Source organism: Streptomyces roseochromogenus subsp. oscitans DS 12.976, from assembly GCF_000497445.1.
Lineage (GTDB): Bacteria > Actinomycetota > Actinomycetes > Streptomycetales > Streptomycetaceae > Streptomyces > Streptomyces oscitans.
The window spans coordinates 1976001-1988427 of record NZ_CM002285.1; the positions used below are offsets into that span (position 1 = coordinate 1976001).

Consider the following 12427-nt stretch of genomic DNA (forward strand, 5'->3'; position numbering starts at 1 on the left):
TCAGACTCCCTCGGACTGGCGGGCGGCCGCCAGGCGGACCGCGTCCATGATCTTCTCGTAGCCCGTGCAGCGGCACAGGTTGCCCGACAGCGCCTCGCGGATGTCCGCGTCGGACGGGTTCGGGTTGCGCTCCAGGAGTTCGTCGGAAGCGACGAGCAGACCCGGGGTGCAGAAGCCGCACTGGACGGCGCCGGCGTCGATGAACGCCTGCTGGATGGGGCTGAGTTCGGTGCCCTCGCCGGTCTGCGAGTCGGTGCCCTTGGCCTTCCACTGCTGGGCGTCCTGCAGCGAGGTGCCGCAGGCGCCGGTCGCGCAGCCGCCCTCGGCGCGCTGCTGGGCGAAGTCGGCGAGGCCCTCGACGGTCACGACGTCACGGCCCTCGACCTGGCCGGCCGCGACCAGGCAGGAACACACCGGAACCCCGTCCAGACGGACGGTGCAGGAGCCGCACTCGCCCTGCTCACAGGCGTTCTTCGAACCGGGCAGGCCGAGGCGCTCGCGCAGGACGTACAGCAGGGACTCGCCCTCCCAGACGTCGTCGGCCTCCTGCGGGCGTCCGTTGACGGTGAAGTTGACGCGCATTACGCAGCTCCCTCGATGGTGCGGCGGGTGCCGCGGTACGACTCCCAGGTCCAGGTGAGCGTCCGGCGGGCCATCACGCCGACCGCGTGGCGGCGGTAGCTCGCGGTGCCCCGGACGTCGTCGATCGGGTTGCAGGAGGCGGAGCACAGGTCCGCGAACTGCTTGGCGACCGACGGGGTGATGATCTTGCCGTTGTCCCAGAAGCCGCCCTCGTCGAGCGCCGCGTTCAGGAACTCCTCGGCGGCCTTGGCGCGCACCGGGGTCGGGGCGGCGGAGCCGATGCCGGTCCGGACGGTGCGGGTCTCGGGGTGCAGGGCGAGGCCGAAGGCGCACACGGCGATGACCATGGCGTTGCGGGTGCCGACCTTCGAGTACTGCTGCGGTCCGTCCGCCTTCTTGATGTGGACGGCGCGGATCAGCTCGTCCGGCTGGAGCGCGTTGCGCTTGACGCCGGTGTAGAACTCGTCGATCGGGATCAGCCGGGTGCCGCGGGCCGCGGACTCCACCTCGACCTCGGCGCCGGCGGCGAGGAGGGCGGGGTGGGCGTCACCGGCGGGCGAGGCCGTGCCGAGGTTGCCGCCGACGCCGCCGCGATTGCGGATCTGCGGGGAGGCGACCGTGTGCGAGGCGAGCGCGAGGCCCGGCAGCTCGGCACGGAGATTCTCCATGATCCTGGTGTACGGGACGGAAGCACCCAGCCGAACGCTCTCCTCGCCGACCTCCCACTCGTAGAGGTCGCCGATGCGGTTGAGGTCGAGCAGGTACTCGGGCCGGCGGTGGTCGAAGTTGATCTCGACCATCACATCGGTGCCACCCGCAATCGGCACAGCGGTGGGGTGCTCGGCCTTCGCGGCGAGCGCCTCCTCCCAGCTGGCGGGGCGAAGGAAGTCCATGACCGGCTCTCTTCTTCGTCTCGTGGGTCGTACAGATTGAGCCAATCCGTGTGCGGCGGGCCCGGCTCGTTCATGTCCTGTTAACGCGGAGTGGACTCAGTACACCGCCCACTGCTCCTGGGTGGTCAGTCACCGAAACCATGAAGGAGTTGGCTGGCCACGGCGGGCATCTTGTAGATTCGTATGAACGGAGGTCATCGGTAACCTCTCCTTTTTCCTGGGGAAACGCAGGAAACAGCGCGGAGACCCCGGAGAACGCCCTGTGCGGCCCTGTGCCGGGCCCTCTCCCGTCACCCTCCATGATCCATCGTAGGTTTCGAGACAAAGAACGGCGGCGACAAGATGCGGCTGCGCGCACTTCTGGACACCGATGCGCTGGGCCTGCGGCTGCTCGGCGGTGAGGAGGAGCTGGACCGGTCGGTGCGCGGGGTCATGACGACCGACCTGCGCGACCCGAGCCGCTACCTCTCCGGGGGCGAGCTGGTGCTGACCGGCCTGGCCTGGCGCCGGGACGCCGATGATTCCGAGTCGTTCGTCCGGATCCTGGTGCAGGCCGGGGTGGCGGCGCTCGCCGCCGGTGAGGCGGAGCTGGGCGATGTGCCGGACGACCTGGTGCTCGCCTGCGCCCGGCACCGGCTGCCGCTGTTCGCGGTGCACGAGTCGGTGGCGTTCGCGACGATCACCGAGCATGTCGTACGGCAGGTCTCCAGCGAGCGCGCCGGCGACCTGGCGGCCGTCGTGGACCGGCACCGGCGGATGATGACCTCGGGCCCGGCGGGCGGCGGCCCGGACGTGGTCCTGGACCTGCTCGGCACCGACCTGGACCTGCGCGCCTGGGTGCTCTCGCCCACCGGCCGGCTGATCGCCGGCTCCAAGGTCACGGGCCCCGAGCTGCCCCCGGAGGCCTGCGCGAAGCTCGCCGCCGAGCACCTGGCGGCCACCCGCACCGGCCGGCGCGGCCCGCACCGGGTCCTGATGGCCGGTACGACGTACTCGCTGTTCCCGATCCGCTCCTCCGGCCGCTCCCCGCAGGGCGCACGCGATGTACGCGAGACGGTGCTGTCGGACTGGCTGCTGGCCGTCGAGGCGGACGCCGGCGACTGGCCCGAGGAGCGCCTCGACCTGCTGCAGGGCGTCACCCAGCTGATCTCGGTCGAGCGGGACCGCCGGGACGCGGCGCGCACGGTGCGCCGCCGGCTCGCCCAGGAGGTGCTGGAGCTGGTCCAGACAGGTGCCGCGCCGGCCGAGATCGCGGCCCGGCTCAGGGTGGCCGCCCCGGTGCTGCTGCCCGGGCTCGGCGCGGCTCCGCACTGGCAGGTCGTGGTGGCCCGGGTGGACTGGGAGGACAGCGAGGTCGAGGGCGGCCCGGTCGCCCAGTCGCTCCTGGAGGAAGTGCTGGTCGACCCGCTGGCGACCGGCCCGGAGCCGTCCGACCGGATCGCCGTCGCGCACACCGGTGACGAGGCGATCGCCCTGGTGCCGCTGCCGGCGGTCTCCTCCGAGCACGACGGCTCGGAGACGGGGCTACTGGCCGAATCTCTGCTGCAGTCGGTGCGGCAGTCGCTGTCGGCGGGCCTGAACGACGACGGACGGCTCACTCTCGGCGTCAGCGCCGCCGTGCACTCGGCGGAGGGCCTGCGCGGGGCCCTGGAGGAGGCCCGGCACGCCCGCCGGGTGGCGGCCGCCCGCCCGGGCCGGGTCTGCGCGGCGGGCCACCAGGAGCTGGCGTCGCACGTCCTGCTGCTGCCCTTCGTGCCCGACGACGTCCGCCGCGCCTTCACCGCACGCCTGCTGGACCCCCTGACGGACTACGACCGCCGGCACCGGGCCGAGCTGATCCCGACCCTGGAGGCGTTCCTGGACTGCGACGGCTCCTGGACCCGCTGCGCCACCCGGCTCCACCTGCACGTCAACACGCTGCGCTACCGGGTGGGCCGGATCGAGCAGTTGACGGGACGGGACCTCTCCCGCCTGGAGGACAAGCTGGACTTCTTCCTCGCGCTGCGCATGAGCTGAGGTCACCGGGGGCGTGCGGGGCCGAACCCGGTCACGCCCGCGCCCCACGACTTTGTGAAATCTTTCACCCACCCTCTTGGCCCGGCCCCGCGAATGGTGCTGGAATGCCGCCACCACTCAACAGCTCGATGGCGTGCTCGGGGAGGGCAACGTGGCGCATACCGCCATGTCTGGTAACGGAACGACCCCAGGTGACGATCCGCTCCAGACCGCGGTATGGCGGCTGCGCTCGCGGGCCTGCTGGGCGGACGCGGCGGCCCTGCTGCCGCCCGACGCCCCCGCCACGGCCCTGCAGCGGGCCGCGTTGCTGGTCGAACGGTGTCTGTACACCGAGCGGGGCTGGGAGGACGCGGAGGACGCCCTGCGGACGGCGGAGGCGCTCGCGCACGGCGACGAGGAGCGGGGCGCTGCCGCGTGCGAGCGGGGTCAACTCGCCTACACGGCAACGCTGCACGGGGTGCGGGACCGGGCGGACGAGGCGCGGGCCGCACTCGGCCGGGCGGCGGCGCTGATCCCTCCGGGGGCGCCGGGCCGGGCCCTGCTGGACTTCCGCCGGGGTCTGATCGCCGAGAACCTGACCCGCTCTCCGCAGGCGGCGCGGGCGGCTTTCCGCCGGGCTCACGCGGGAGCCACGGCGCATACCGACCCGCTGCTGCTGTCCTTCACCTGGCGTCACCTCGCCGGACTCGCCCTGCGGGACGGCGAGTTGACGGAGGCGCGGCATGGCTTCGCCGAATCCCTGCGCATCCGGGAGGAGCTGGGCTACCTGGTCGGTACGGCGCCCGCGCTGGCCTCCCTGGCCGACGCGGAATCCGAGCCGGAGGCTTCGCGGCTGAGGGAGGAGGCCCGCCGCTTGTTCCGACTGCTCGGGGGTGTTCCGACGTGGCTGTCCCGCCAGCTGTCCCCACCGGCACCCGGGGTGGCTACGGCCTAGGGGCGGGTGGGTGCCGGTTCAGGGCCGAGTGCGGGCCGGTGGGGGTTTTCGCGCAGTTCCCCGTACCCCTGGGCGAGCTATGGCCGGAGTGACCCGAAGGGGCGCGAGGCCGCGTGAACGCGAGCGACCACGACGGACCTACACCGCACGACAGCTGTCTCCGCCGACACCCGAGGTGGCTACGGCCCAGGGGCGGGCGAGTGCCGGTTCATAGCCGAGCGCAGACCGGTGGGAGTTTTCGCGCAGCCCCGCACCCCCGGGCGAGCTACGGCCGGAGTGACCCGAAGCGGCGCGGGGCCGCGTGAACGCGAGCGAACACGACGGGCCCACACCCGGGAGATGACCCGAACCCCAACGGCGCCGACCCGGTCTGCTCAGCTCGCCGCGCCGGCGAAGTGCTCCGTCACCAGCCCCCGCACCACATCCACGTCCCCGGCGATCAGCGCGTCCAGGAGGGCGATGTGTTCCTCCGCGTCCGCGACCAGGTAGGCACGGAGGCGCCGGACCGGGGGCCACTGGGACCGTCGGTGGAGGTCGGCGGCCACACCGACCAGCTGCTCGTTGCCCGACAGGGCGAGCAGGGCGCCATGGAAGGCGCGGTCGGACTCCGCGTACGTCGCCGGACAGCCGTCGGCCGCCGCCCGCACCGTCTCCTGCGCCAGCGGACGCAGCTCGGCCCACCGCTCCCCCGGCACCGTCCGGGCGAGCCGCAGCATCACCGGCACCTCGATGAGCGCGCGCACCTCCGCCAGCTCGGCCAGCTCCCGCGCCCCCCGCTCGACCACCCGGAAGCCCCGGTTGGGCACGACCTCGACCGCGCCCTCCAGGGCGAGCTGCTGCATGGCCTCCCGCACGGGCGTCGCCGAGACACCGAACCGCTCGCCGAGCACCGGCCCCGAGTAGACCTCGCCCGGCTGCAGCTCCCCGGTGACCAGCGCCGTCCGCAGTGCGTCCAGGATCTGCCCGCGCACCGAGGAGCGCCGCACCGCCGGCCGCGGCCCGGGAATCGGCCGCTCACTGTGCGTGTGCTCGCCCCGCGCGGCCGGCACCGCGGTGTCGTCCCGCTCGCGGCAGCCGTCGAGGGTGTCCGCCCTGCGCGCCTGCGCGGGCACCCGGGAACCGCCGGTCGTACGGCGCTCGGGTGTCCCCGCCTCGGCGGAGCCCTGCACGCTCTGCTTCACGGGTCCTCCTGGCGGCTTGTCGGCACTTGGGTCATTAACGGCGAGTTGTCACTTGTCCGTCAAGCACCTTAGGCGCCCGAGCCAGTAGTTCAAATTCACCGAGAGTGAGTAAGGTTAGGCTTACCTATATATTCGGCCTGCGTTCAAGGATCGGGCGATCCGGCCGGGTCCAGCCGGGTCCGGCCGCCAAACCCCCGGCGAACGCGGCGACTTGAGTGTCCCCACAGGGCTGGAGCACGGGCCGGGGTCCACTAAGATCATCGTACGTAGATGCTTCACACCTTCCTCACCCGCCTCAGGAAGTTTCCCCGGAACCATCCGTACGGGTAGTCTTATTCGAACTCAACTCCCGCCCCTCAAGCGGCAGTTCGAGCAGAACGCCGCCCTGGGCATCCTCTTGCACTTTGTTGGCGGCCTCTTGCCCCGAAACCCCCTGAGGGCCGTCGGGAGTGGGCCACTATGGCGGGCGTTACGCCCTATCCCAATGCAAGGGACCCCTGATGAGACTGACCGACATATCGCTGAACTGGCTGCTTCCGGGCGCCGTACTGCTCCTGGGCATGCTGGCGGCGGTGGCGGTGCTCGCGCGCGGCAAGCGCTCCTCCGGGGAGAACGCGAGCGCGGACGACTCCTGGGAGCGCAGCGAGGAGCGCCGCAGACGCAAGGAGGCCATCTACGGCACGGCCTCCTACGTGCTCCTGTTCTGCTGTGCGGCGGTCGCCGCCGCCCTGTCCTTCCACGGCCTCGTCGGCTTCGGCGAACAGAACCTGGGGCTGACGGACGGCTGGCAGTACCTGGTGCCGTTCGGCCTGGACGGCGCGGCGATGTTCTGCTCCGTCCTCGCGGTGCGCGAGGCCAGCCACGGTGACGCGGCGCTCGGCTCCCGGATCCTCGTGTGGCTGTTCGCGGCGGCGGCGGCCTGGTTCAACTGGGTGCACGCGCCCCGGGGAGCCGGCCACGCGGGCGCCCCGCAGTTCTTCTCCGGTATGTCACTGTCCGCGGCCGTCCTGTTCGACCGGGCGCTGAAGCAGACCCGCCGGGCCGCGCTGCGCGAGCAGGGCCTGGTGCCGCGTCCGCTGCCGCAGATCCGGATCGTGCGCTGGCTGCGGGCCCCTCGCGAGACCTACAAGGCCTGGTCCCTGATGCTGCTGGAGGGTGTGCGCAGCCTGGACGAGGCGGTCGAGGAGGTCCGCGAGGACAAGCGGAGCAAGGAGGAGACCCGCCAGCGCCGGCGCGAGCAGCACCGCCTGGAGCGGGCCCAGCTGAAGGCGATCAGCCGGGGCCACCGCGGCTTCGTGGGGCGCACAGGCCGGCAGGTCGAGGTACAGGCGGTGGAGCGGGGCCCCGCCGAGGTGACCGCGGAGCCTGCCATATCCACCGCGGAACAGTTGCCCGTACGCGCCCGTCCCTCCCTGCAGCCGGTCCGCAGCGCGTCCGCTGAGCACATGACGGTCGACCTCACCGCGGAGGACGACACGATGGCCCTGCCGCGCCTGGACTCCCTGGAGCGCAAGCTGAAGGACCTGGAGCAGCAGTTCGGCTAGGGCCTGTCCGGGACCGGGGCTCAGACCATCACACAGACGGGCCGGGGGCGTGACCACACGGGTCGCGCCCCCGGCCCGTCGTCTGTCACTCGTACCGTCACGCCGCCTCGGCGCCCAGTTCGAACCACACCGACTTGCCCACCCCGTGCGGTCGTACGCCCCAGGCGTCCGCGAGGGACTGCACCAGCACCATGCCCCGGCCATGGGTGTCGTCGTCCGTGTCCGGGCCTCTCAGCTCCGGTCTGCGGGCCACGAAGTCCCGTACCTCCACGCGCAGTCCGCCCGGCTCCACGACTGCCGTGAGGACCGCGTCGTCGTCGGTGTGGACGAGCGCGTTGGTGACCAGTTCGCTGGTGAGCAGTTCGGCGATCTCCGAGCGGCCGGGTTTGCCCCAGTGCCGCAGCAGTTCGCGCAACTCCCGGCGGGCCTCGGGCACCGCCCGGAGATCCGCCCGCCCCAGTCTGCGCCGGAGCCGGTGCGCGTGTCCCGTGATGGTGCCGGCCTCGTCCCCCGCCGTCTCCCCCGTCGTCGCCGAGGAGCCCCCGACGACCGCGGGACCGCCCCCTCGTGCCTGACTCTTCATGACCCCCGCCCGCACGCCGCTGGACCCTGCCCCTCCTGGTCGAACACGTTCACGGGGGATGCTTGCCCAGCCCGCACACAGGCAGTCATCACGCATGCCCGATGGCCGGCGGTTCGGCCACGGCCGTACGGCGTCCGGGCCGCCCGCCGAGCCGGGCCGCGCCGGGATCACCGGCCCCCCGCAGGGCGCTGGGCGCCACGGACGCCCCGCAACGGCAAGGCAGATGCGCCCGGCACCGGCCGTCGGCACACCGTCACGCGCCGTGAAAGTGGCCGAAATCAATTCCCTTACGGGCGAGTACGCGGTCGCCCGCGGGAATGGCGCTAGGGCCGTGGCACATTGCGGAGGTTGGAGCGGGCCATTTGGAGCATGCGGCCGACGCCGCCGTCGAGCACGATCTTCGAGGCGGACAGGGCGAATCCGGTGACCATCTCGGCGCTGATCTTCGGCGGGATGGACAGTGCGTTGGGGTCGGTGACGATGTCCACCAGCGCCGGGCCCTTGTGCTTGAAGGCGTCCTTGAGCGCTCCGGCGAGTTGCCTGGGCTTCTCCACCCGCACCCCGTGGGCGCCGCAGGCGCGGGCGACGGCGGCGAAGTCGGGGTTCACGTTGGTGGTGCCGTACGAGGGCAGTCCGGCGACCAGCATCTCCAACTCGACCATGCCGAGGGAAGAGTTGTCGAACAGGACGACCTTGACGGGGAGGTCGTACTGCACGAGCGTCAGGAAGTCGCCCATCAGCATGGAGAAGCCGCCGTCGCCCGACATGGACACCACCTGGCGGCGCCGGTCGGTGAACTGGGCGCCGATCGCCATCGGCAGCGCGTTCGCCATCGAGCCGTGCGAGAACGAACCGATGATCCTGCGACGGCCGTTGGGCGAGATGTAGCGCGCCGCCCACACATTGCACATGCCGGTGTCGACGGTGAACACGGCGTCGTCGTCGGCGACTTCGTCGAGGACGGCGGCCACGTACTCGGGGTGGATGGGGACGTGCTTGTCGACCTTGCGGGTATAGGCCTTGACCACGCCCTCCAGGGCGTCGGCGTGTTTCTTCAGCATCTTGTCGAGGAAACGCCGGTCGGTCTTCTCCTTCACGCGCGGGATCAGACAGCGCAGCGTCTCGCGCACATCGCCCCACACGGCGAGGTCGAGCCGTGAGCGCCGGCCGAGCACCTCGGGCCGCACATCGATCTGGGCGATCTTCACGTCGTCGGGCAGGAAGGCGTTGTACGGGAAGTCGGTGCCGAGCAGGATCAGCAGGTCGCACTCGTGGGTGGCCTCGTAGGCGGCGCCGTAGCCCAGCAGTCCGCTCATTCCGACGTCGTACGGGTTGTCGTACTGGATCCACTCCTTGCCGCGCAGGGCGTGCCCCACCGGGGACTTGATCCGCCCGGCGAACTCCATGACCTCCGCGTGCCCGCCCGCCGTGCCGCTGCCGCAGAAGAGGGTCACCTTCCCGGCCTCGTCGATCATCTCCACGAGCTTGTCGATCTCGGCGTCGCCCGGCCGGACGGTGGGCCGGGAGGTGACGAGGGCGCTCTGCGCGGCCTTCTCCGGGGCCGGTTCGGCGGCGATGTCACCGGGCAGCGAGACCACGCTGACGCCGCTCTGCCCGACCGCGTGCTGGATGGCGCTCTGCAGCAGCCGGGGCATCTGCTTCCGGTGCGAGATCAGTTCGCTGTAGTGGCTGCACTCCTGGAAGAGCCGGTCGGGATGGGTCTCCTGGAAGTAGCCGAGGCCGATCTCGCTGGACGGGATGTGCGAGGCGAGCGCGAGCACCGGGGCCATCGAGCGGTGCGCGTCGTACAGGCCGTTGATCAGGTGCAGATTGCCCGGGCCGCAGGACCCGGCGCACGCGGCCAGCTTCCCGGTGATCTGAGCCTCGGCTCCGGCCGCGAAGGCGGCGGTCTCCTCGTGGCGTACGTGGATCCAGTCGATGGCGGAGTTGCGGCGGACGGCGTCCACCACCGGGTTGAGGCTGTCACCGACCACGCCGTAGAGCCGGCGTACGCCGGCGCGGACGAGGATGTCGACGAACTGCTCCGCTACATTCTGTTTGGCCATGTTGTCTCGTCTGCCCCTCCGGTGGCTCCGCTTACCTCCGTGGTCCTCGGTTCCATCCATTCACCGGGGCAGGGGTCACGGCGTCGCGGGGGCACCCGTCACGCCTCCCACACGGCCGCCGCCGTACGGTCGTCGGCGTAGCCCTTCACCCGTACCTGGGCGTCGGCGAGGAACGCGGCGAGGCCGGGCGGGGTACGGCCGGACCAGCGGCGGGCCAGGTAGGCGCAGAGGGCGGCCTCGCCACGCAGCGGCTCGGCCAGACCGGCGCTGCACATGACCAGCGCATCCCCCGGGCGGGCCAGCGAGGCACGGAACCGGAACGGCTCGCGAGGCGGCTCGGGCGCCGGCTCGTACGGGCTCGGCGGGGTCGGGATGCCGAGGTCCATGGTGAACCGGTCGCCCTCGGGGGTCTCGGCGAACGTACTGCCGGGGTCGTCGGGCGTGACGTGCGGTTCGATGTCCTGCCACGCGCCGTCCCGCAGCCGGAACAGGCCGCCGTCGCCGACCCCGAAGAACACGCGCGTACGGCAGTCGGGGTCGGCAGGCAGCAGCAGACAGCGCAGGCTCGCCGTGTACGCCTCCGGGTCGGCGCCCTGTTCGGCGGCGCTCGCGCGGAGTCTGCCGAGGCTGCGGTCGGTCAGCCGCTGCAGACCCGACTTCAGCTCGCCGCGCCGGGCCGCCCGGATGTCCTCCACGAGCCGCTGATGGCTGCGGCCCACGGTCCGCCCGATCCACCGGCACGCCTCGGCCGCCGCGAGATGCGCGTCCGGCATGCCGCGCACGCCGGTCGCCATCGCGACGAGCACCAGCGCCTGCTCGCCCGCCCCGAACCGGGCGGTGAGCAGCGAGTCCCGGCGCGGTTCACCCCGGTACCGCGCCGAGTCCCCGCGCAGCGACACGGCCCGCAAGGTGCAGGCCCCATAGCGGGCGCCGTCCAGCACAGTGTCCGCGACCAGTTCCCCCAGCCCCTCCGGATCGGCACCGGGCAACGCGGTGGGCTCCGGGTCGTAGGTGGGCGGCCCGGAACCGACGTAGTCGATGGCGGTGGGGGTGGAGGTGGGGGTACGAGGGCGGAGGGGGGCACGGGGTCTTCTGCGGTGGGCTCGGGCGGGTGGGGCGGGTGGGGTGTGGTGACGGTCGGGGGCGGTTGCGGAGGGGGACGGGTGCCGGTGGGTCTGGTGGCTCGGGGGGTGAGGCGGGCGCGGTCAGATCCTGTGGCTGAGGCGGCCAGGGCGATGCGGGTGGCTCCAGCGCGGATCCGTCGGCGGGCGCGGTGGGCGTCGGCAGCTTGCACGCCGGGCGTTCGGCGGGCGGTGTCGGTGGGGGTGGTTGCTGCTCGGTCGGCTGGGGCGGCTCGGGAGGTGTCGGCGGCCGGTCCCATGGGGTGTGCCGGCAGGGGCGGGGCGTCGGTCGGCGTGGTGGGGGCGGGAAGCGGAGGGAGGGGCGGGGGCTCGGGGGCGCGCTGGGAGGGGACTGCCGGGCGGCTGGACAGCGCTGTGCGCGGGTCGCCGTCCCCGTGCCCCACCGTGCCGGCGTCTCGGCCCACGCCGGAGCCCCTGTCCACGCCGACGCCTCCGCCCACATCAGCGCCACTGCCCTCACCGACGCCTCCCGCCACACCAACGCCCGTGCCCACACCGAGGCCTCCGCCCACACCAGAGCCACTGGCCTCGCCGACGCCTGTGCCCACGCCAGCGCCTCCGCCCACACCAGCGCCACTGCCCTCGCCAACGCCTCCCGCCGCGCCAGCGCCCGGGCCCACGCCGGCGACGCTGCCCCCGTCGCCGTCTCCCAGCCCGGCGTCGTCACGCGCGGCCGGTCCCGCCTGGCGTGGGGGTGCCGGTGTCTGTCGGCCCGTCACCGTGTGCTTCGCGGAGGCGAAGCGGTCGTCCAGGGTGTCGGGCGCGGCAGTGGGTCCCGTGTCCTCGGTGGAGTCGTCGTACAGCTGTCCCCACCAGTCGTCCTCGGGACGGGCGGGCCTTCCCCCCTGCTGGCTCATGCCCCTAATTGTCCACCGCACGGGCCGCTGGAAAACGGGGCATCGGGAAAATCCGGCGTCTCCGGCCCCTTCGAACGGCGCCCCGGGCGACGGAGTGAACTGCCGTGCGAGGGGCGGCAGATGGTCGCCGGACGGCCCCACCCCCCACGGGAGGACCGCCCGGCGACGTCCGAAGTGACCCGGCCCCGGATCCCCTTCGCGTGGTTCGCACACGTCCGGGCCCGGGCCACGGACCGGGCGACCGGGCCGCGACAGGGCGCCGGTCGGATGGCCGGATTGTGGCTTGGTTTCCTGGGACGCAGCTGTGAATCGAGAACAACTCACGCGCCCCGGCGTGCTGCCACCTTGGCAGACTCCCCTCCGGTACGGCGATGATGTTCCGCGGCGGGTTTGCGCCGTGGCTGGTTTCCGCCAGGCCGTGCCCGTCTCGGGGGCTTGTCGATGTGTGTTCTCGGGCCTGCTCTCGGGCTCGCCGCAGGGGAGGGACGTAGGCCGATGCTGGCAGCGATAGGGCTGGACGAGACGCACGAGGCGGCGTACCGGGCGCTGGTGTCCGTGGGCGCGGCCGATGTGTCCGATCTGGCGCGGCGCCTGGCGCTGGCCGAGCCGGACGCCGAGCGGGCGCTGCG

Annotated in this window: 9 protein-coding genes and 1 pseudogene; 4 read left to right on the forward strand and 6 right to left on the reverse strand. The window is 72.6% G+C overall.

What is annotated here, in order from left to right; translation table 11 throughout:
• Complete coding sequence (locus M878_RS58585; RefSeq protein WP_023545816.1) at window positions 1-582, reverse strand: (2Fe-2S)-binding protein; 582 nt, start codon at window positions 580-582, stop codon at window positions 1-3.
• The gene (locus tag M878_RS58590) at window positions 582-1475 is read right to left on the reverse strand and encodes an FAD binding domain-containing protein (protein WP_023545817.1); all 894 of its coding nucleotides are present in this window, start codon (window positions 1473-1475) and stop codon (window positions 582-584) included. The genes M878_RS58585 and M878_RS58590 overlap by 1 nt, the downstream gene beginning before the upstream one ends.
• Window positions 1476-1817: 342 nt before the next feature.
• On the opposite strand from M878_RS58590, the gene M878_RS58595 reads away from it, so the two are divergent.
• Entirely contained in the window at window positions 1818-3491 is a 1674-nt protein-coding gene (locus M878_RS58595; protein ID WP_023545818.1) for a PucR family transcriptional regulator, read from the forward strand.
• Window positions 3492-3657: 166 nt separating this feature from the next.
• Entirely contained in the window at window positions 3658-4425 is a 768-nt protein-coding gene (locus M878_RS58600; RefSeq protein WP_031224560.1) for a hypothetical protein, read from the forward strand.
• Between the two features lie 374 nt (window positions 4426-4799).
• Here the strand turns inward: M878_RS58600 and M878_RS58605 are convergent, their stop codons facing one another.
• Window positions 4800-5606, reverse strand: a complete 807-nt coding sequence (locus M878_RS58605) for a GntR family transcriptional regulator (protein WP_023545820.1) — start codon at window positions 5604-5606, stop codon at window positions 4800-4802.
• A gap of 500 nt (window positions 5607-6106) precedes the next feature.
• On the opposite strand from M878_RS58605, the gene M878_RS58610 reads away from it, so the two are divergent.
• On the forward strand, window positions 6107-7150 hold the full coding sequence (locus M878_RS58610; RefSeq protein WP_023545821.1) for a DUF2637 domain-containing protein: 1044 nt from the start codon (window positions 6107-6109) through the stop codon (window positions 7148-7150).
• Window positions 7151-7247: 97 nt separating this feature from the next.
• Here M878_RS58610 and M878_RS58615 read toward each other — a convergent pair whose 3' ends face one another.
• From M878_RS58615 to M878_RS58625, 3 genes are all read right to left on the reverse strand, one after another.
• The gene (locus M878_RS58615; RefSeq protein ID WP_023545822.1) at window positions 7248-7733 is read right to left on the reverse strand and encodes an ATP-binding protein; all 486 of its coding nucleotides are present in this window, start codon (window positions 7731-7733) and stop codon (window positions 7248-7250) included.
• A gap of 323 nt (window positions 7734-8056) precedes the next feature.
• Window positions 8057-9799, reverse strand: a complete 1743-nt coding sequence (locus tag M878_RS58620; protein WP_023545823.1) for a pyruvate dehydrogenase — start codon at window positions 9797-9799, stop codon at window positions 8057-8059.
• A 98-nt stretch (window positions 9800-9897) separates the two neighbouring features.
• The gene (locus M878_RS58625; protein WP_023545824.1) at window positions 9898-10788 is read right to left on the reverse strand and encodes a protein phosphatase 2C domain-containing protein; all 891 of its coding nucleotides are present in this window, start codon (window positions 10786-10788) and stop codon (window positions 9898-9900) included.
• Between the two features lie 1505 nt (window positions 10789-12293).
• On the opposite strand from M878_RS58625, the pseudogene M878_RS000000101790 reads away from it, so the two are divergent.
• Window positions 12294-12427: pseudogene (locus M878_RS000000101790) on the forward strand (helix-turn-helix transcriptional regulator); the annotation flags it as partial.